General features: G+C 58.2%; 15 protein-coding genes. 9 read left to right on the top strand and 6 right to left on the bottom strand.

The window, feature by feature from the left end:
- Nucleotides 1–4 precede the first annotated feature (4 nt).
- The 7 genes from ftsA (at nt 5) to ACR3EG_RS14045 (ending at nt 9,245) form a co-directional block, all read left to right on the top strand.
- Entirely contained in the window at nt 5–1,339 is a 1,335-nt protein-coding gene (ftsA, locus tag ACR3EG_RS14075) for a cell division protein FtsA (protein WP_480496931.1), read from the top strand.
- A complete protein-coding gene (locus ACR3EG_RS14070; RefSeq protein ID WP_480496932.1) occupies nt 1,326–1,739 on the top strand; it encodes a hypothetical protein in 414 nt (137 codons plus the stop codon). The genes ftsA and ACR3EG_RS14070 overlap by 14 nt, the downstream gene beginning before the upstream one ends.
- 350 nt (nt 1,740–2,089) lie before the next feature.
- Nucleotides 2,090–3,691, top strand: a complete 1,602-nt coding sequence (gene ftsZ / locus ACR3EG_RS14065) for a cell division protein FtsZ (RefSeq protein WP_480496933.1) — start codon at nt 2,090–2,092, stop codon at nt 3,689–3,691.
- 213 nt (nt 3,692–3,904) lie between these two features.
- The gene (gene lpxC / locus ACR3EG_RS14060) at nt 3,905–4,825 is read left to right on the top strand and encodes a UDP-3-O-acyl-N-acetylglucosamine deacetylase (protein WP_209195102.1); all 921 of its coding nucleotides are present in this window, start codon (nt 3,905–3,907) and stop codon (nt 4,823–4,825) included.
- Nucleotides 4,826–4,952: 127 nt separating this feature from the next.
- Complete coding sequence (locus ACR3EG_RS14055) at nt 4,953–5,795, top strand: outer membrane protein assembly factor BamD (RefSeq protein ID WP_209195103.1); 843 nt, start codon at nt 4,953–4,955, stop codon at nt 5,793–5,795.
- 34 nt (nt 5,796–5,829) lie between these two features.
- Nucleotides 5,830–7,479 (top strand): DNA repair protein RecN, encoded by a 1,650-nt coding sequence (gene recN, locus ACR3EG_RS14050; RefSeq protein WP_480496934.1) that lies wholly within the window; start codon nt 5,830–5,832, stop codon nt 7,477–7,479.
- An 80-nt stretch (nt 7,480–7,559) separates the two neighbouring features.
- Nucleotides 7,560–9,245: a chloride channel protein gene (locus ACR3EG_RS14045; protein ID WP_170352566.1), complete on the top strand. Its 1,686-nt coding sequence runs from the start codon at nt 7,560–7,562 to the stop codon at nt 9,243–9,245.
- On the opposite strand, the gene ACR3EG_RS14040 is transcribed toward ACR3EG_RS14045, so the two are convergent.
- Nucleotides 9,242–10,609, bottom strand: coding sequence for a DUF3179 domain-containing protein (locus ACR3EG_RS14040; RefSeq protein ID WP_480496935.1), 1,368 nt, complete (start codon nt 10,607–10,609; stop codon nt 9,242–9,244). The genes ACR3EG_RS14045 and ACR3EG_RS14040 overlap by 4 nt on opposite strands.
- A 222-nt stretch (nt 10,610–10,831) precedes the next feature.
- Between ACR3EG_RS14040 and ACR3EG_RS14035 the strand changes: the two genes are divergently transcribed.
- Entirely contained in the window at nt 10,832–12,469 is a 1,638-nt protein-coding gene (locus ACR3EG_RS14035; protein WP_480496936.1) for a PQQ-dependent sugar dehydrogenase, read from the top strand.
- Between the two features lie 615 nt (nt 12,470–13,084).
- Nucleotides 13,085–14,410, top strand: coding sequence for a hypothetical protein (locus ACR3EG_RS14030; RefSeq protein WP_480496937.1), 1,326 nt, complete (start codon nt 13,085–13,087; stop codon nt 14,408–14,410).
- A 7-nt stretch (nt 14,411–14,417) separates the two neighbouring features.
- Here ACR3EG_RS14030 and ACR3EG_RS14025 read toward each other — a convergent pair whose 3' ends face one another.
- The 5 genes from ACR3EG_RS14025 to cobS all read right to left on the bottom strand — a co-directional run bounded on the left by ACR3EG_RS14025 (nt 14,418) and on the right by cobS (nt 20,395).
- Entirely contained in the window at nt 14,418–14,759 is a 342-nt protein-coding gene (locus ACR3EG_RS14025) for a DUF427 domain-containing protein (RefSeq protein WP_480496938.1), read from the bottom strand.
- Nucleotides 14,760–14,824: 65 nt separating this feature from the next.
- Entirely contained in the window at nt 14,825–16,606 is a 1,782-nt protein-coding gene (locus tag ACR3EG_RS14020) for an aminopeptidase P family protein (protein ID WP_480496939.1), read from the bottom strand.
- 60 nt (nt 16,607–16,666) lie between these two features.
- Nucleotides 16,667–18,544 (bottom strand): cobaltochelatase subunit CobT, encoded by a 1,878-nt coding sequence (cobT, locus tag ACR3EG_RS14015; RefSeq protein WP_480496940.1) that lies wholly within the window; start codon nt 18,542–18,544, stop codon nt 16,667–16,669.
- A gap of 92 nt (nt 18,545–18,636) precedes the next feature.
- Complete coding sequence (locus ACR3EG_RS14010; protein ID WP_170352573.1) at nt 18,637–18,981, bottom strand: hypothetical protein; 345 nt, start codon at nt 18,979–18,981, stop codon at nt 18,637–18,639.
- Nucleotides 18,982–19,411: 430 nt separating this feature from the next.
- On the bottom strand, nt 19,412–20,395 hold the full coding sequence (gene cobS / locus ACR3EG_RS14005; RefSeq protein ID WP_209195112.1) for a cobaltochelatase subunit CobS: 984 nt from the start codon (nt 20,393–20,395) through the stop codon (nt 19,412–19,414).
- Between the last annotated feature and the right edge of the window lie 108 nt (nt 20,396–20,503).

Here is a 20,503-nt window from a genome sequence, read left to right as displayed (position 1 = left end):
CATGATGACCGATCTCTATCAGTCCCAACGGGCCATGCGGCAGATGCGCAGACAGGCGATGCAACGCGGTGTTGTTGCGATTCTGGATGTGGGAAGTTCAAAGATTTCCTGCTTGGTGCTGCGTTTCGACGGAACAGGGCGGTTAAGTGAGGACAACAGCATCGGGTCTCTGGCCGGTCAGACCGGGTTCCGGGTTATCGGCGCTGCGACCACACGTTCGCGCGGGGTACAGTTTGGCGAAGTCACTGCGATGCAGGAAACCGAGCGCGCCATCCGGACCGCTCTGCAAGCTGCGCAGAAGATGGCCGATATTCGGGTCGATCACGTGATCGCCTGCTTCTCGGGCGCGAACCCCCGGTCTTATGGGTTGGATGCGCAGGTCGATCTGGAAGGACAGGTGGTCAGCGAAGCCGAGGTCGGACGTGTGTTGAACGCCTGCGACGTGCCGGACTACGGCGCGGGTCGCGAGGTACTGCACGCACAGCCGGTGAACTTTGCGTTGGACAATCGCTCGGGCCTTATCGACCCTCGGGGGCAGATGGGTCAGACCCTTGCGGTCGATATGCACATGCTGACAGTTGATGCGGTTGCCATTCAGAATATCGTGCGCTGCATCAAGCGCTGCGATCTGGAATTGGCCGGGATCGCGAATTCGGCCTATGTCTCGGGCATTTCCGCTCTGGTTGAAGATGAGCAAGAGTTGGGCGCGGCTTGTATTGATATGGGTGGCGGCACGACAAGTGTGTCTATCTTTATGAAAAAACACATGATTTATGCCGATTGCGTACGCATGGGCGGCGATCATGTGACGTCGGATATCTCGATGGGGCTTGGCGTTCCTGCGAATGTGGCCGAACGCATCAAGACCTTCAACGGCGGCGTGCATGCTACTGGAGCGGATGACCGCGACCTGATCGACATCGGCGGCGATACCGGAGATTGGGAACATGACCGGCGCACCGTCAGCCGCGCCGAGTTGATCGGCATCATGCGTCCTCGTGTAGAAGAGATTTTGGAAGAGGTCCGCATTCGACTGGATGCTGCCGGGTTCGATCATCTGCCCAGCCAGCAGATCGTTCTGACCGGTGGAGGAAGCCAGATTATGGGTTTGGACGGTTTGGCGACTCGTATTCTGGGGCAGCGCGTTCGTCTTGGCCGGCCCCTGCGTGTTCACGGGTTGCCGCAATCGGCGACTGGTCCGGGATTTTCTTCTGTGGTGGGGCTCAGCTTGTTTGCGGCGCATCCGCAGGACGAATGGTGGGACTTCGAAATCCCTGTCGACACCCATGCCGCACGCCCGTTCAAGCGGGCTGTCCGTTGGTTCCGTGACAATTGGTAAAGCACTGGTCGCGGCACTTTTTGTCGCGATTCCCGGCTTGGTTCAGGGTCAGACCCTGATCACACCCGAGGCTTTTCTGGGTGCCGTTGTAGGCAAGACCGTCAAATTCTACGATTTCCATAACGGTGGCTTGGTTGGCGCCGAAGAGTTCCTGAGCCCGAGTCTCTCAGTCTGGCGCATGGAGGGTAGGGGTTGCGTTTACGGAAAAATTACAACCCCTGATGGCCAGCTTTGTTTCCTGTACGACGACGATGCCGATGGATTTCCCGTGTGCTGGTGGTCTTTCGTGCACAATGGTAGTTTCATGGTTCGCCTGGCGACATTGGCGAATACCGAAATCCAGATTGTGAGAGAGATTTCTGATGAGGGACTGAACTGTCCAAGTACTCCTATTGGTTGAAGAATTCCCTTGCGGATGAACGTCGAATCCAGCAAGATATCCACAAGGTCCGACAGAGGCCATGCGTGAGGACCCGAGCAGTTTTCCGCGCCTTGTAAAGACGATAAATCCGTATGTGACATGCTCGTAATCTACGGCGCGGCGGTCGCATCTGTTGTGCTGGATTGAGTTCGTTCCGCAACATCTGGCAAACAATACGAAATACTGGCGTGGAACGCCTTATTTCCTCCATATTTTGTGGATTCTGGCGATTTTTGGCGTGACGTTTGCGGTTTCGGTCGGTAGAATTGTGGCAGGATAGGTAAGAAAAACACCGCGTTGGCGGAGCATATAAACAGGCGGACAGAAGCATGACATTGAATCTTTCGATGCCCGGGCACGATGAATTGAAGCCTCGGATTACGGTATTTGGCGTAGGCGGGGCAGGCGGCAATGCCGTCAATAACATGATTGAAAAACAGTTGGATGGCGTGGATTTCGTGGTCGCCAACACCGACGCCCAGGCGTTGCAGCAGAGCCAGTCGTCGGCTCGTGTGCAACTGGGCGTGAAAGTCACCGAAGGCCTGGGCGCAGGGGCGCGTCCGACCGTAGGTGCCGCAGCCGCCGAGGAAAGCATCGAGCAGATCGTGGATCATCTGGCTGGCGCGCATATGTGTTTCATCACCGCCGGTATGGGCGGGGGCACCGGAACGGGTGCAGCGCCGATCATCGCGCAAGCCGCGCGCGAATTGGGCGTGCTGACCGTGGGCGTTGTGACCAAGCCCTTCCAGTTCGAAGGCGCCAAGCGGATGCGTCAGGCCGAAGACGGCGTTGAATCGCTGCAAAAGGTCGTCGACACGCTGATCATCATCCCGAACCAGAACCTGTTCCGTCTGGCCAATGAAAAGACGACCTTCACCGAGGCGTTCTCGATGGCTGATGATGTCCTGTATCAGGGCGTCAAAGGCGTGACTGACCTGATGGTGCGTCCGGGCCTGATCAACCTCGACTTTGCGGATGTTCGCGCCGTGATGGACGAGATGGGCAAAGCCATGATGGGAACAGGCGAGGCCACCGGCGAGGATCGCGCGGTTCAGGCTGCCGAGAAGGCGATTGCCAACCCGCTGCTGGATGAAATCAGCCTGAAAGGTGCCAAGGGTGTCCTGATCAACATCACCGGGTCGCATGATCTTACCCTGTTCGAGTTGGACGAGGCGGCCAACCGTATCCGCGAAGAAGTCGACCCCGAGGCGAACATCATCGTAGGCTCGACCCTGGACACGGCCATGGAAGGCGGAATGCGGGTTTCGGTCGTTGCCACTGGCATTGACGCGACCGAGAAATCCGAGGACGTGCCGGTTGCGCGTCGCTCGATGTCAGCCCCGTTGACGCGCACTGTGTCGGCGGAAGAGCCTGCGCAGGAAGACACCTATCTTTCCGCGCCCGAACCTGCAGAGGCCGAACCGGCTCGTGAGCCTTCGCTGTTCGAAGCGGCTGAAGAGCCTCAGTTCCAGCCGCGCGCCGAACAGGATGACGATGACCTGCCTCCTCCGGCTTATCAGCCGCGTGTAGCTGAATTCGAGCCGACGCCTGATCCGGTTGAAACTGCGACCGACAGCTATGTCGCGCCTCAACCGCAGCCAGCTGCTGGGACACCATCACCGGAAGCGCTGCAGCGTTTACAGGCAGCGGTTCAGAATGTTCCACCGTCTGATCGTGGGTACGCGGCACCGCGGCCTCAGCCAACGGCTGCGCCGGCGCCCGCACCTCAATCTGATGCGGATCGTCCCCGGTTTGGGTTTAACCGGCTGATCGACAGAATGACCGGCCACGCGGCCGATACGCCGGCACAGCCCCAGCGCCAACAGCCCGTGATGCGCCAATCTGACGCTACGGCGCCGGCGCATGACGAGGCAGACCCCGAGCAAGATCGGATTGAAATTCCGGCCTTCTTGCGGCGTCAAGCCAACTGATCGCGGTAACAAATTGATTAAGAAGGGCTGCTGTTTGGCGGCCCTTTTTCGTTTTAAATCAATTGTGTAACCGGGTGTAAGCAGGCTTTTGCCGATCTGTTACATTCATGTTTCATTCGGTTACAAAGAGTGAGTTGAGCCTTTTGCCCGCGTTCCTTAACTGAGATGTCAACACGGCCAAACTAGGTCGGACACCACTCACCGAGGCCCAAATTGCAACATACGCTCAAATCTCCGATCACGTTTACCGGTGTCGGGCTGCATAGCGGCAAGCCTGCGAATATGGTGCTGAAACCGGCGGCAGCTGGCCATGGCATCTGGTTTAAACGTACGGATATTGAACTGGGCAATGCACTGGTCCCTGCTATCTATGATGTGGTCGAGCGGACTCCGCTCTGCACCCGGCTGATCAATGATGCGGGCGCTTCGGTGTCGACGGTTGAACATATAATGGCTGCGCTGGCCGGATGTGGTGTCCACAACGCGCTGATTGAGATTGATGGTCCCGAAGTTCCGATCATGGATGGATCGTCAATCGAATTTGTGCGTGGGATCATGGCCAAGGGCGTGCGTCGTCAGGCCAGCCCGGTTCTGGCCTACGAAGTATTAAAGCCCGTGACTGCTTCGCGGGAAGGAGCGAGTGCTTCGATTGCGCCTGCCGACGGTCTGATTATCGACTTCCACATTGATTTTGAGGACAGCGCCATCGGACGCCAGACCAAAACTCTGGACATGCGTAACGGCTCATTTGCGCGGGAACTCAGCGATTGCCGCACTTTCTGCCGCCGCACAGATGTTGAAGCGATGCGCGAAAACGGTTTGGCCCTTGGTGGAACGCTGGAAAACGCGGTCGTCGTGCAAGGGAACGAAGTTCTGACACCCGGCGGGTTCCGTCACTCTGACGAAGCCGTGCGCCACAAAATGCTGGACGCACTAGGCGATCTTTATCTGGCAGGAGGTCCGATTCTCGGCCACTTTACCGGTGATAAGTCGGGACATGCGATGACCAACACTCTGCTGCGCAAGTTGTTTGAGACCCCCGGCGCAGTTCGCCCGATCCTGTGCACGCCGGAACAAGCTGCGCGTCTGCCAGGGCAAGGGTTGGTTTGGAACGAAATTCCCGAAGTCGCTTGATTGGATCAACTCTGTCGACAATTCCGACAGTAGGCAGACTAAGGCGTTTTGCCCCGGAATTATATGTGATAGACCAAGCCTCAAACCGGGGCGTGCCTCGACAAGCAAGACGACAAGGATAGGCGGAATGGGTGGCACCAAGGCGGCAGTCAGATTCGCGGGCGCGTTACTTCTGACAGCAGTTTTGACAGCATGCGGAGGCCAGGGGGCTGACCGCAACCAGAATCTTGAGGGGTTCACTCCTGAACAGATATTCACGCGCGGCGAGTTCGAGCTGTCGCAGAATCGGCAGGACGACGCGGCGTGGTACTTCTCTGAAGTCGAGCGCTTGTACCCTTATTCCGATTGGGCCAAGCGAGCGCTGATCATGCAGGCCTTCTCGTATCATTCCGACAAAAATTATGAAGAAAGCCGTGCTGCGGCACAGCGGTTCATAGATTTTTATCCGGCGGATGAGGATGCAGCTTATGCCCAGTACCTTCTGGCGCTTAGCTACTATGACCAAATCGACGAGGTTGGACGAGATCAGGGGCTGACGTTCCAGGCGTTGCAATCGTTGCGGACCGTGATCGAAGTCTATCCTGACAGCGAATATGCAACTTCTGCCGTTCTGAAGTTTGATCTGGCCTTCGACCATCTGGCCGGCAAGGAGATGGAGATCGGGCGCTATTATTTGCGTCAGGATCACTACACTGCGGCTATCAACCGCTTCCGCGTTGTGGTTGAGGATTTTCAGACTACCTCCCACACCGCCGAAGCGCTCTATCGTCTGATCGAAGCGTATCTGTCGCTGGGTCTGGTAGATGAGGCACAGTCGGCCGGGGCAATATTGGGATTCAATTACCAATCTTCCGAGTGGTATGACGCGGGCTACAAATTACTGACGTCGCGCGGGCTTGACCTTAAGAGCCGTGGCAACAACTGGCTTAGCACAATTTACCGCCAGACCGTCAAAGGTGAGTGGTTGTAATCGCATGGCCAAAGCTCCGGGACGCTAGGATCCGATGCTGCGCGCCCTTGATATCCGCGACATGCTGATCATCGACCGGTTGGAGTTGAATTTCCAACCGGGCCTGAACGCGTTGACGGGTGAGACGGGTGCGGGCAAGTCGATCCTTCTGGATTCGCTGGGTTTCGTGCTGGGCTGGCGCGGTCGGGCCGAACTGGTCCGTCAAGGGGCCGCCCAGGGCGAGGTGGTGGCCGAGTTCGAGCTGTCCGAAGATCACCCCGCCCATGCGATTCTGGCCGAGGCCGGGCTGCCGGGCGGCGAGGAACTGATCCTGCGCCGGGTGAACACCGCCGAGGGGCGCAAAACCGCGTGGGTCAATGACCGGCGCTGCTCGGGCGAGGTGTTGCGGGCGTTGTCCGAGACCCTGGTGGAGCTGCATGGCCAGCATGATGACCGGGGTTTGCTGAACCCGCGCGGGCATCGGGCGATGCTGGACGATTATGCCGGCGTTTCGGATGATCTGGCTGCGGTACGCACCGCTTGGACTGATATGTCGCGGCTGCGCAAAGCGCTGGCTGAGACCGAAGCAGCGCTGGCCGCTATGCGCGCAGAAGAGGAATTCTTACGCCACGCTGTGGCTGAGCTGGACAAGCTGGACCCGCAACCGGGCGAGGATGCCGATCTGGACGCCCGCCGCCGCATGATGCAAGGGGCTGAGCGCATCCGTGATGACGTGGCCCGCGCGTTTGATCTATTGGGCGGGAACGGTGCCGAAACGGCCATGTCCGATGCCGTGCGCTGGCTGGAGGGCGTGTCTGACAGCGCCGGCGGTCAGTTGGAGGAGCCGATCGCCGCCTTGGGCCGGGCTCTGATTGAGTTGGGCGAGGCGCAGGACGGTGTGAATGCTTGCCTGCAGGCGCTGGAGTTCAATCCGGCGGAGTTGGAACAGGCCGAGGAACGTTTGTTCGCAATCCGCGCTCTGGCCCGCAAACATGACGTTGCCCCCGACGATCTTGGCGCCTTCGCTGATACGCTGCGTGACCGCCTGAACAAGCTGGACGCAGGCGATGCCGATCTGGCCGACCAGCGCGCGGCGGTTGCAGTTGCGCAGCAGGCCTATGATCAGGCAGCGGCCAGACTCAGTGCTGCACGTCAACAGGCGGCGGGGCAGTTGGACGCGGCTGTTATGGCGGAACTGGCACCGCTGAAAATGGAACGCGCAGTATTCCAGACCGAACTCACCTCCACCGATCCGGGCCCCGAAGGGATTGACGCGGTGGCCTTCACCGTCGCCACCAACCCCGGCGCGCCCTCCGGGCCGCTGAACAAGATCGCCTCGGGCGGGGAACTCAGCCGGTTTCTGCTGGCGCTCAAGGTCTGTCTGACCGGCGATGACAGCGCCCGCACCATGATCTTTGATGAGATTGACCGCGGCGTCGGCGGCGCAACTGCGGATGCGGTTGGGCGGCGTCTGGCTTCTCTGGCGCAGGGCGGGCAGGTGCTGGTGGTGACGCATTCGCCACAGGTCGCGGCCCGCGCGGCTCATCACTGGCGGGTGCAGAAACAAGTGACCGACGGGCTGACCCTGTCCACCGTCATCCCGCTGGCCGAACCGGACCGCGTGGATGAGATCGCGCGCATGGTCGCGGGCGACACGATCACGGATCAGGCCCGCGCCGCCGCCCGTGCCCTGTTGGACGCATAGCGCCTCACAGACGCGCGATCCGGCTTTTATCTGTGCCCTCCGTGGCTTAGTAAGGGATATCTTCTGATCCCCGAGGGCACATGACCCAGTCAACCCGCACCGTTCTGCGCAACCAACTGCATCAGGCTTTGGCCGCGATGAAGGATGGCTGGCGGGTAATGCGACGGCGGGGGCCAAGCCAGATCCAGTTCTGGTTCATCGCTCTGGCCATCGGCATCGCCGCCGGGTTCATGGCGCTGGGGTTCCGCAAGGGGATCCGGGCGCTGCAGGCGTGGGTCTACGACACCGAAGATATCCTGCTGCTGCATTCCCATGTCGAGAAACTGCCGTGGTTCATCGTGCTGATAACGCCGATCATCGGAGGTCTGATCGTAGGTATCATCCTACACAAGTTCACAGATGACGGGCGCGTGCGTTCGGTCGCGGATGTGATCGAAGGCGCGGCGCTGACTGATGGCCGGGTCGAAGGCAAGGCAGGGATCGCATCCCTGTTCGCCTCGCTGATCACGCTTAGCACCGGTGGGTCCACGGGGCGCGAGGGGCCGGTGGTGCATATGGCCGGGGTGATTTCGACCTGGGTGTCGAACCGTATCCACGCGGATGGGATAACAGGCCGCGACTTGTTGGGTTGCGCAGTGGCGGCGGCGGTTTCGGCCAGCTTTAACTCGCCCATAGCAGGCGCGCTGTTCGCGCTTGAGGTGGTGCTGCGCCATTTCGCGGTTCATGCATTTGCGCCGATCGTGATCGCCTCAGTTGCGGGAACAGTGATCAACCGGCTGGAATATGGCGACGTGACCGAGTTTACCCTGGATACCCCCGGATCGCTGCAGTTCTATGTCGAGTTGCCGGCCTTTCTGATCCTTGGCCTGATCTGCGGCCTGGTGGCGCTATTGCTAATGCGTTCGATCTTCTTTGCCGAAGACATCGGCAATCACATCCAGACTCGCCTGTCCTTGCCGGGTTGGCTGCGCCCGGCCGTGTCTGGGGCGATGCTTGGTCTGATCGCCATCTGGTTTCCCCATATCATCGGTGTGGGCTACGAAACTACGATCCGTGCCCTGACCGGAGATTTGGTTCTATCGGCAGCCATCATGTTTGCCGTGATTAAGACCGTGGCTGTAGCGATCACCATGGGTGGGCGTATGGGGGGCGGGGTGTTTTCGCCGTCGCTGATGGTGGGGGCGCTGACTGGGTTGGCCTTTGGCCTGATCGCCACTGGGTTGCTGCCGGATGTGTCGGGGACACATACTTTGTATGCTTTCGCCGGAATGGGGGCGGTGGCCGCTGCCGTTCTGGGCGCACCGATCTCGACTACAATGATCGTTTTTGAGCTGACCGGAGACTGGCAGATCGGGTTGGCCGTGATGGTCTCGGTCTCGATGTCGACCGCGCTTGCCTCGCGATTGGTGGACCGGTCGTTCTTTTTAACCCAGCTAGAGCGCCGTGATGTGCATCTCGCCGCCGGGCCGCAAGCGTATCTGCTGGCGATGCTGCGTGCTGGGACGGTGATGCGGCCCTTGGGGGATGCCCGATCGATCAGCCGCGATGAGGCACAGGCGCTGATCGAGCAGGGCTTGTGTGTGCAGGCCAGCGCGACGCTCGAGGCCGCGATGCCCTATTTCGACCGCGAGGATATCCCTTGTATCCCGGTCGTAGTGATCGACGATGACGGGTGCGAAAACCCGGTCGGCGCACTTTATCACATAGATGCGCTTAAGGCTTATAACCGTGCGCTGGCGGCCACAGCCGCCGAAGAGCATTCCTAGCCGCGATAGACCGTTGCCGCGTCGCCCAGATAGTTGTCCCATGCGAACCAGTACGAGATATGCCCGGCCACGCGCGGCAATTCCGTACCGTCCGGTCCGATCAGTTTTTCCTCGGTCAGGCGCCATTTGCGGCCCTGCTGATCAACCAGCCCGCCCTCTGATGCGGCAAAGCGGTTTGACCCGCGCTCATAAGCGCGCACGGCGCGTTTGTCGGGATTACCGATCAGAACCAGCGGACGGTTGGCAATCGCGTCATTGATCACGCGCGTGTTGTTGAACGCATCCAGCGGCCAGGCCCGTGCCGCGCCGAACTGACGGATTGCAAAGATATAATCCTTTTGTCGGTGCTGCGATTGATCCACCAGTGCCGGGAACATCAGCTCGGGCGACGCAAAATACTCGCGATAAACCACGCCCGAGCCATAGTTCCGACGATGCCCGGTGTTCAGGGACAGGATTTTGGTATCGGGGTGCGACCCTTTCCAGCTTTCCCAAGTGGTGATCACCACGGGGCGCTGTTTCAGCTCGATCCCGCTATCGACCAGCGGGCCGACGACGGGTTTGCCAGTATATTGGTTCCACAGCGAATGGGTCTCGCGATCGAACATCAGCTTGTTGGACCGATAGAGGAACCCCGACGAGCCAAAGACCAGCGGTTTGCTGCGCCCCGACACCTGCGTTTCAAACAAAATGCCTGATCCGCAGAGCGTGCAATAAGCCAACGCCAGAGGCACCCCACCGATCACGTCGTTGAACATCTCGTGCCAGCCCATGATCCGCAACGGATAGGCACGCGAATCTCCGTTGATCGAGACGCCAAAAACCAGGTCATCGTCTTTCATGTAGTCCGCGCGCGCAGCCGGGATCAGCGTCGGATTGTCCAGCGAGGGGATGCCGTCTTTTTGGACGCCGCCCCATGTGATCTCTTCCAGCCGGATCTTCATTTTGCCGGGTTGCAGGTATTCAGGGCGCAGGAAATCGTCAAAATTCGAGTCTATCCCTAACAGCACCTCGCGCTTGAACGGGATCAGCGATGGGTGCGGTACGATCTGTGGATTGCGTTCTTGCCAGATCATCCAGTCGAACCAATCCACACCGATATTCTCACCAGCCAGGGTTTGCATGACTTCCGTGATTTCATCACTGCGCCGACGTCCATAACGCATCGCCGTCAGCAGCGCCGGAATTACATCTGGCTTTCCGCGTTTGACAAGAAACGCCATGCCTTCTTCAAATTCAGAACTGCTTCCGTAAAGTGTCGTGCGGATGGCATCCAGGACAGGATCGCTCTGAGCCCAAAGCGGGGCGGGCAGCATTGCAGCGGCCCCCAGAATTCCAGTGAAACTACGGCGAGTGATCGACATTGCGTCCTCCGGCTATGGTCGCACGTATTTTGCACCGGATCGTACCAGAAATCATTCAACAGCCGCGTGATCTCATCGTGAAGGCTGCAAGGGTGCAACGCGAGCGATCTTGTTGTGCGCGGCACGACCCGGTCGGGTTGATACCGGTTGTGTTTCAGGGTTCTATGTGGCCGAGCAGCGCCAGATTGCACGGCGAAAACAAAAATATTTTGAGGTCAGGGAATGAATTTTCTTAAATGGGTACTGGCGAGCCCGGTGATCGTACCCGTTACCCTAATAACACTTGTTGTGTCCGTCGTGCTTTTGATGCTTGAGGTGCATGAATTGCGCGGCCGCCCCGTGGCCGCGCCACACTCTGCGCCTGTTGTTGCGCTGGATGGGGCCGCACAGATCGAGACAATCTTCACTGCCTTGAATATGCAAGAGACCGAAATCCCCGTCGAACGTGTCGGTAGCGGCGGCGCGTTAGCCAGCTTGGGAAACGACCTCATCGTTATGACCCACGAGGGAGGTTTTTTTGAAGCGGGCGGAGCAGAGGCCAAACAACTGCAAATTGCCCCACCCCCGAACGGTTGGAGCGCAATGTTGGCGTTTGCTGAGGCGAACCCCGACTATGAATTCGCGCATTTCTTTTTTCGATACAATGATGTGGATGTTGTGGACGATCAACTGATCGTTTCTTTCACAGAATGGGTCGAGGGCGAGAACTGTTATCGCACGGCAATCTCGACCGCGCCATTGCAAGGCGCGTCTGCTGAAACTGCCTCAATCAAAGCCGAAGACTGGACGGTGCTGTTCGGGACAGAACCCTGCCTTGCACCCAACTCCGAAGGTCGCGCGATTCAGGGCCATATGGCGGGCGGACGGTTTCGTGTAGACGCGAATGGCACATTGTACTTGGCTGCAGGTGACTATGCGCAAGACGGAATTTATGCTCCGGTGCCATTGTCGCAAATCCCGGACCAGATGTACGGCAAGGTGATCGCAGTGGATTTGGCCACCGGCGATAGCCGTGTTGTCAGTCAGGGTCATTCGAACATGCAGGGAATAGCGCTGGACCAGGACGGCAAACTGTGGACGGTCGAACATGGCCGGCGCGGCGGGGATGAGCTGAACCTGATCCGCGAAGGCGAGGACTATGGATGGCCACAGGTCTCGCTTGGAACGAGATACAACAAATTGCCGTTACCTGATACGCTGGACTATGGTCGCCATCCCGACTTCCAGCTGCCGGCGTATTCCTGGCTGCCCTCGGTGGCTGTTAGTTCATTGATGTACGTTGATGACTTCCATCCTGCCTGGGATGGGGATTTGATTGCCGGATCGCTGGCCGGGAACAGCCTGTTTCGAATTCGTACCAACGGAGAGAGCATTCTGTTCGCAGAACGTATCCCACTGGGGCTGCGGATACGATATGTCCATCAACATGGGAACGAGCTCGCCTTGTGGACCGATCAGCGAAAAGTGGTTCGTTTGACAGTTGGCGAGTTCGATCCCAGCTTTCAGTTTGCGGTTTCAAAGATCACTGATCTGGAACTGCCGGAACGCAAGGCAAGTGCAGTAGAAACGGCCCTGGATGGCTGTGCGGAGTGTCACGGATTCGGCGTGTTACCCAGCACCAGTGCCCCGTCTTTGGGCGAAGTCTTCGGTCGTCAGATCGCGGGCCTGACCGATTTCGACTACTCGCAGTCATTGTCTGAAGTGGGTGGTAAGTGGACCCGAGACCAGCTTGTTGCGTTCCTTGATAATCCGCAATCCATCGCTGCTGAAACGTCGATGCCCGATCCGGCTCTGGACGACCCCGAAGTGGTAAATGCTATTGTGGATATCCTTGTCTCGCTGAGGGAGCAGGCCGAGTGACTTGATACTCTCGCTTTTTGGTTTCAACCGCTGAGTGTCGCACCCTGGCCATGGTTACAGAACGCCATGGCCCAGTGTTTTCGTTGATTGCCCGAAGAAAATCGACGTTTCACGGGCTGAAACACACTTTGGCTCAACTTTTCTTGATCTAGTTGTTAACTTTCGGTTAATATTAACCAAGAGCATTCTGCCCGAGTTCCGCGCTGACTACCTATTGCAACTTTGATTATGTGCATGGTGTAAGGCTGCTCGGCTTTCATATTTTTGAACGACCAAACGAATAACGAACTGTTTTAGCACCAGAACTCATGTGAATGGGAGTGGTTGGTAATGTATTTAAAGAGTTTCGTTCAGCGTCTCTGGCTAGGTTCGAGGGGCGCGGGTTGCGCGCTGCCAGTGCTGGGGTCTGACGCAGATTTGCATGTTGCCAGAAAAGAGTTGGCACCATGACCTTCGCTGAGACTACAACCTCGATGGGCGAGTATCCGCCTGCGGTACGAATTGCGCTACGCCTGCCTGTCATGGTGAGCCGGTCTGTAAAAACGTTTTCAAGTTCTGACCGTCTCTTAAATGGCGATGTGCAACGTGCGGCTGTGCTGGAGACGGGGCTGAGTCATGCAAAGCTTTGATATTGCATTGGTCGGAGCAGGGCCCGCTGCATACGCAGCACTTACAGCTATGCGGGGCTTCTCTGGTTCTGTGGCTGTGGTGACGGGGGCCACCTCCAAGCCTTCTCAGGGTGGGCCGGTCAAGATTGTCTCGGTTGCGTATGAAAGACAACAGCCCGCGTGTCTGGCCGACCGCACCGAAGTATCAGGAGACGCACCGCCGATGTTTGCTGCCGCCGAAGTCGGTGGGCTGGCCAATTACTGGGGTAAACAGCTTCAGGTTTACGACTGCGATGACCCTTGGGGAAGGGGACAGTTTCTGGAAACATGGTGGGACTATTGTGCCGCGTGCGAAGCTGTGCAGCGCGATCTGAAAGTGGTCGGCGGTGCCCGGCACGAACTTTTAGAGAACGGACTGGAAAAAAGTGTCCCACGTTTGCTGAACGGAACTTCAGAAACTCCCAATGCCGGGCTTCGGACCATGGCTCGCGCGGTCGAGGCGCGCCTCAAAGAGATGCCGAACGTCTCGGTCCGAGCGGGGCGTGTTAGCCGGATCTTGTCGGGGCAGGGGATGGTACGCTTGGACCTGGATGACGGAACTCAACTGCGAGCGCGGCATGTGTTTCTGGCATCGGGAGTACTTGGTACAGCGAACTTGCTAGCGCGCAGCCTCCCACAAGCATCGCAGATCGGCTTTCGCGACCACGCACCGTACATCATGAATTGCCTTTGGTTAAGCCGTGCTTTGGGATCGCCGCGCGCTTATGCTGAGGCAGGACATTTTAATGCCCTGACGCTGAAACATAAGGTAGGTGGGCGGTGCGATCTTTTCGCCTCGGTCTATGCCGTCTCACAGGCTCCGATCAGCTTGATAACTGCCACATTTGGTTTGGGCCCCCACTTGCGCGGGCGTCGTATCGGGCGACTTGTAGATTTTGTGCAGCCCATTCGGATCTGGACGCCGACAACTATGGTGCAGCTCAGGCATTTGCCGCGCGAGGGCCGGATCACAGCAAATAAAGTGCCGGACGCGGATCAGGACATTGGCCTGCGCAATTTGTTGGACTGGTTAGCATCGCATGGAGTGCGGCACACGCTGGGCGTCACCGCCCCAGGTCAGGGCTTTCATTATCACAAACTGACAGTCGGGGATCGAGATGAGCCTGTAGATCAGGTCGTCGAGTCGGCTTTCGATGGTCGAGTCCGCGTGATTGACGCCTCTTGCCTTCAAGAAATTGGCTGCCCGCCGCACACATTGACAGCGATGGCGCAGGCTTACGGTCGGGTCAGTCAAGATCTGGCGATGGTCGACCTGATGAAAGAGGCGATGTGAGTCCCGCTCAGATTTGTTCAACTTTGACTGAATCGAGCCGATAAAACGCGATATAGCCTTTGATATCGGCGACTTCGGGGATCGGGCTTTCATAGCTCCACGCCGCGTTTTCAGTCACAGATGACTTATTGACGATCGAGAAATGTACGGCGTCACCCTTATGGGGGCAATGCGTGGCTTTGTTGGTCTGGTCCAGAAACGCCATCGCAATATCATTGCGGGGGAAATAGATCACCGGGTCCAGATCACCTTCAAGCAGTTCAAGCGCATTTGTGCTTTCACCCAAAATGGCGCCACCGGAACGGACGCTCCATTTACCCGGTGCTTTGCGAATAGTGATCTTGGTCATCTTGCCTCCTTAACCCTTACTGATGTCGGGCTTTTCCTCTGCCTCCGGAATGTAACAGCTGGGTGTCAGATCGGAGCGGTTGCGGCATCCAACCACAGTTGCGCGTCCGCGCCCAGCCTTGGTCGTATTTTTTCCGCAACGTCGCGTTGATACGCATTCAGCCAATCACGTTGAGCGTGGGTCAGCATGTCGGGAACAATCAATCGACGGTCAATTGGCACGAAGGTCAAAGTGCGCCAATTCAGCATTGCGCGTTCGGCATCGCCACCGGGCAAGTAAGGGGCCTGCTGCACCACGACCAGGTTTTCGATGCGGATTCCAAAAGCACCTTCACGGTAATAGCCAGGCTCGTTCGAAAGGATCATACCGGGTTGAAGGGGGACATGGCTGACCTTCGACAGACGCTGAGGGCCTTCGTGCACGCTCAGGTACGCGCCGACGCCGTGACCGACGCCATGGTTGAAATCCTGCCCTGCCGCCCACAGCGGGGCCCGAGCCACGCCTTCGATATCGCGCCCAGCCAAGCCTACGGGCCAGCGCAGCATCGACATGTCGATCATACCCTTTAGGACACGGGTGAAACAGGCTTTTTCTTCGTCACCTACCTCACCAATAGCGATTGTACGGGTAATATCTGTGGTGCCATCAAGGTATTGACCACCGCTGTCGAGAACCAGAATGTGCCCGTCTTCCAGAAGGCTATCGGTCTCTTCGGTGACGCGGTAATGCATGATAGCGCCGTTAGGACCGGTGCCTGCGATTGTATCAAACGAGATGTCCTGCAGCGCGCTGTCCTTGCGCCGGTTCTCTTCCAACCTTGTGACAACCTGCGTTTCAGTGACACTGCCGGGGCGTTGGTCATCCAGCCAGCAAAGCGTCTCGATCACCGCCACTGCGTCGCGCAGGTGTGCCTCGGCGCTGCCTTCGATTTCGGCAGGGTTTTTGCAGGCTTTCGGCAGGGCGCAAGGGTCGCCGGCATCGACGATCTTGTCCTGCAAAACGTCAGCTACGATTTGGGGCAGGGTTCCAAGATCAACCTGAATTGCCCCCTGTAACGCGGCAAGAGCATCAAGGAACGTTTCAGGCGCGTGAACGCGAACCTGATCACCCAACGACACGCCCAGCTTTTCTTGTGCCATGAACAAGTCAACCTTGGCGTCCGCGTGCAAAATGGCAAAACCGTGCGCCACTGGGTTGTACCCGATATCCGAGCCCCGAATGTTCAACAGCCACATGATCGAGTCCGGCAAGGTGATCACGGCAGCCGAGTTGCCAGCAGCAGCCAAAGCATTGGCCAGACGGTCGATTTTGCTGGCGGCGCTTTCACCGGCGAATTCCAGAGGGTGCGCTTTAACCGGGTTCATTGGTGGGGCAGGTTGATCGGGCCATATGCGGTCAACCAGATTGGGGCTGCGAACAAGGTCTATACCGCTGCCTGCAAGGTCTTTGCGTGCGTTGGTGATCTGGCCAGCAGCGTGCAACCAGGGATCAAATCCGATCTTGCCGCCGTCGGGCAGATTGTCTTTCAGCCACGCGCCCAAACTGACCTCGGGCCACGGCACAGGGGTAAAGTCCTGAGCGACCTGAGCCTTGACCTGTGTTCGGTATCGCCCGTCGACAAACACACCGGCTACGTCTGGCAACACGGCACAAAAACCTGCCGACCCGGTAAAGCCTGTTAGCCAAGACAAACGTTCGTCCCGCGGGGCGACATATTCGCCCTGATGCGCGTCTGAGCGCGGAATAAGAAACCCGTCCAGCCCGTCTTGGGCCAGCTCTTTTCTGAGAGCGGCCAGCCGCGGAGGTCCCTGTTCCGGTCGTGCGGTCACGGCAAAGGACTGAAACATTTCATACCTCATCGGTTCAGGGTCTTGCTCATTATGTGTTGAGTTTCACCCGAAGCGGCATTAGCCCGCCTTCTTCATCCCCATGATGCGGGCGCGGGCGCGTGGGTCGCTGTCAAACAAGGCGGCCAGTTGTTCGGTCATCGCACCGGCCAGTTGTTCCACGTCTGTAATCGTAACCGCCCGGTCATAATAGCGCGTTACATCGTGGCCAATACCGATGGCCAGCAGCTCGACCATATTGCGCTTTTCGACCATCGCGATCACGTCCCGCAGGTGTTTTTCCAGATAATTCGCCGGGTTCACGCTGAGCGTTGAGTCGTCGACCGGAGCCCCGTCCGAGATCACCATCAGGATCTTGCGCTGTTCGCGCCGCATCATCATCCGGCGATGCGCCCATTCAAGCGCCTCGCCATCGATGTTTTCTTTCAGCAGGCCTTCTTTCATCATCAGGCCCAGATTTGGGCGCGCACGACGCCAGGGCGCATCGGCTCCTTTATAGATGATGTGGCGCAGATCGTTCAAACGCCCCGGTTGCTGCGGGCGGCCGTCATTCAGCCAGGCTTCACGTGCTTGCCCGCCTTTCCAGGCGCGGGTGGTAAAGCCCAAAATCTCGACCTTGACGTTGCAGCGTTCCAGCGTTCGCGCCAGAACATCGGCACAGATTGCCGCGATCGAAATCGGTCGTCCGCGCATAGACCCCGAATTGTCCAGCAGCAAAGTGACCACTGTGTCGCGGAATTCGGTGTCTTTTTCCATCTTGAAGCTTAGCGGCGTGGTCGGGTTTGCCACCACGCGGGCCAGACGGCCCGCATCCAGGATGCCTTCTTCCAGATCGAATTCCCAACTGCGGTTTTGCTGTGCCTGAAGACGGCGCTGCAGTTTATTGGCCAAGCGGCTCACAGCGCCTTTCAGCGGCTCCAACTGCTGGTCCAGATAGGCCCGCAGGCGTTCCAGTTCGGCCGGTTCAGCCAGGTCCTCGGCTGCGATTTCTTCATCATGCGTGTTCAGATACACTTTGTAATCAGGATCCGCATCCGAGGCAGGTGGCGGGGCCGGTGGTTCAAGCGGAGCCTCACCTTCCGGCATTTCGGCTTCGTCGCCCATCTCGTCATCGGCCATCTCGTCCATCGAGACCTGAGCCTGAGACTGGTCCTGCTGTTCTTCCTGCGACTGTTCAGGCGTGGCGTCGGCGTCCTGCTCTTGCTGGTCGTCGTCGCCTGTACTGTCCGGATCGGGCTGCTCTTCGGCGTCTTCTTCGGCCTGATCTTCCTGCTCGTCGTCCAGCTCGTCGGGGTCGTCACCCAACTGGTCGCCATATCCCAGATCCTTGATCACCTGCCGCGAGAATTTGGCAAATTCAGCCTGGTCCGAAAGGATATCTTTTAGGTTTTCCAGCGATCCCCCTGCCTGTTCCTCGATAAAACCACGCCACAAATTCATGATGTTTGCGGCGGCGGGGGGCAGGTCACGACCGGTCGCCAAGTGGCGGATCAGATATCCGGCGGCAACGGAAAGAGGCGCGTCCGCGGGTTGTTTACATTGGTCATAACCGCGCCGTATCGCTTCGTGGCTGATCTTGACGTCGATGTTGCTGGCCGTACCCGGCATGTCCCGCGCACCCATCGCCTCGCAGCGGGCGGTCTCCATCGCTTCGTACAGGTCCCGCGCCATATCCCCCGGAGGCGCATAGCGCGCATGCGTCGCGTCATCGTGGTATCGGCGTTGCAGGGCCAGAGCATCTGCTGTTCCGCGCGCCAGCAAAACCTCTTCTCGTGTCATTCGGCGGCTGACTTGGGGCAAACGCATCGACTCGCCCGACATGCCTGACGGATCAACGGTGTACGAGACGTTCAGCTCGGGGTCGTCGGCCATAACCCGCGTGGCCTCGGCCAAGGCTTTTTTGAACGGATCAGCGGGGTTGTCGTTTGGTTTGCTCATCGGCGGCGGGTCCGGTCTTGTTCTGCCCCGGCAACCTAGAGCCATTCCGGGGGCTTGACCATAGGGGCGATCCGCTTTTCAACATCGCGATCCTAAAGCAATACGGCCCGACACTCCGAGATTCTGCGCGCCAACTGCTGTTCTGCCCCTTCGGCGATGCGCGCGTCGAAGCTATAGTCCATATCGGCCAGCAGGTAGGCGACTTCAACCCATCCGCGCACACGCCACCGTTTGGGCTGGTGTTCTTCGATACCCTCGGACAGCGCCCACGGCAGAACCGCTTCCAGCATTTGGTCGAACTGTTGCTGCAGATTTGCGGCAGGCGCATCTTCGTCCCCGATGCGGGCCCGTTGGCGGGCCGCTAGCGCTTCTAACCGGCCAGAGCAGACAGCAAACAGTTCAGCCCTGTCAGACGTCGTTGTCGGCAATGCGGTCACAGGAGAGGCGAATGCCCAGACAGTTGTTGTTACAATAAGAGGTGTTTTCCAATGTACCATGCATAGGATATAATATAGATGTAATTTGTATAATCAAGGTATATACAAATTACGGTTTCGCCAGTGACCCATCCGCCACAACCGATGGTCATTGATCTCTTTTGGTACAGCATTCATCGGGCGAGGCTACTTGCCTTTTAGTCATAGGTGTTCTCGGCCGGTTGATTGCTGCAAGTCCCATCTGAGTTTGGCAAGTTCGGTCCTGAACGGGTCCGGGTGGTGCCTGCGAAAAGCCAGTAAAGACAGGTTCGGGTATTTCAGACAACACTTGCGGCATCATATCGACCATTTTGGTGGGCGGCAGAAGCACTACGGCCAGCCTGAGACTTCAGGCTGGCCGTATCTGAATCGTTTGTTCTTTTGTGGGGTGTTAGCCCAAGCTCGCGCTTGCCGCGCTCTCTGGAAGTTCTTCATCAAAGCAGCGCTGATAGAACTCGGCCACGGTCTGGCGTTCCAATTCATCGCATTTGTTCAGGAAGGACAGGCGGAACGCGTAACCAACATCACGGAAAATCTCGGCGTTCTGGGCCCAGTTGATCACAGTTCGGGGGCTCATCACCGTGGACAGGTCGCCGTTCATGAAGGCGGTTCGGGTCAGGTCGGCGACGCTGACCATCTGGCTGACGATCTTGCGACCTTCAGCTGTGTTGTAATGCGGGGCCTTGGACAGAACGATCATCGTCTCGGCGTCATGGCTGAGGTAGTTCAGCGTCGCGACCAGCGACCAGCGGTCCATCTGAGCTTGGTTGATCTGTTGCGTGCCGTGGTAAAGGCCTGTCGTATCCCCAAGGCCAACGGTGTTGGCAGTGGCGAACATGCGGAAATACCGGTGGGGTGTCAGAATCTCGTTCTGGTCCAGCAGGGTAAGGCTACCGTTGGCTTCCAGTACGCGCTGCAGCACGAACATCACATCTGCGCGGCCGGCGTCGTATTCGTCGAACACGATCGCGACCGGGTTGCGCAGGGCCCAAGGCAAAATACCTTCACTGAATTCGGTGATCTGCACGCCATCACGCAGTTTGATCGCATCCTTACCGATCAGATCGATCCGGCTGATATGGCTGTCGAGGTTGACCCGCACCGCAGGCCAGTTCAGACGCGCGGCGACCTGTTCGATATGGGTCGACTTACCCGTGCCGTGATACCCTTGGATCATCACGCGACGGTTGTGGGTAAAGCCCGCCAGAATTGCGAGGGTCGTCTCAGGGTCAAATTTGTAAGTCGGATCAATCTCGGGGACCCGTTCGGTCACTTCATAAAAGCGTTTGACCTGCATGTCGGTGTCGATGCCGAACACGTCGCGAACCGAAATCTCTTCTGAGGGATGTGCATTTGCGTCAATCGGCCAATCCATGCCTGTCGTCCTTATTCCTGGTACCGCAGCCACGTGCGGGTTTTCGAACCTGTGTTTGGTGCAACATATTGCGGGCAAGGGCAAGGGAAAGAGGTATGAGTTTGAGCT

It is taken from the genome of Ruegeria sp. AM7 (genome assembly GCF_056535965.1).
This window is presented reverse-complemented; position numbering and strand designations above follow the sequence as displayed.

Bases quoted from the DNA above. Each gene is read 5' to 3' on its own strand.
- ACR3EG_RS14040 (WP_480496935.1), bottom strand. From the start codon at position 10,609: ATGTCGATCACTCGCCGTAGTTTCACTGGAATTCTGGGGGCCGCTGCA.
- ACR3EG_RS14055 (WP_209195103.1), top strand. From the start codon at position 4,953: ATGGGTGGCACCAAGGCGGCAGTCAGATTCGCGGGCGCGTTACTTCTG.
- ACR3EG_RS14035 (WP_480496936.1), top strand. From the start codon at position 10,832: ATGAATTTTCTTAAATGGGTACTGGCGAGCCCGGTGATCGTACCCGTT.
- cobT (WP_480496940.1), bottom strand. From the start codon at position 18,544: ATGAGCAAACCAAACGACAACCCCGCTGATCCGTTCAAAAAAGCCTTG.
- ftsZ (WP_480496933.1), top strand. From the start codon at position 2,090: ATGACATTGAATCTTTCGATGCCCGGGCACGATGAATTGAAGCCTCGG.
- ACR3EG_RS14045 (WP_170352566.1), top strand. From the start codon at position 7,560: ATGACCCAGTCAACCCGCACCGTTCTGCGCAACCAACTGCATCAGGCT.
- ACR3EG_RS14030 (WP_480496937.1), top strand. From the start codon at position 13,085: ATGCAAAGCTTTGATATTGCATTGGTCGGAGCAGGGCCCGCTGCATAC.
- ACR3EG_RS14020 (WP_480496939.1), bottom strand. From the start codon at position 16,606: ATGTTTCAGTCCTTTGCCGTGACCGCACGACCGGAACAGGGACCTCCG.
- ftsA (WP_480496931.1), top strand. From the start codon at position 5: ATGACCGATCTCTATCAGTCCCAACGGGCCATGCGGCAGATGCGCAGA.
- cobS (WP_209195112.1), bottom strand. From the start codon at position 20,395: ATGGATTGGCCGATTGACGCAAATGCACATCCCTCAGAAGAGATTTCG.
- recN (WP_480496934.1), top strand. From the start codon at position 5,830: ATGCTGCGCGCCCTTGATATCCGCGACATGCTGATCATCGACCGGTTG.
- ACR3EG_RS14025 (WP_480496938.1), bottom strand. From the start codon at position 14,759: ATGACCAAGATCACTATTCGCAAAGCACCGGGTAAATGGAGCGTCCGT.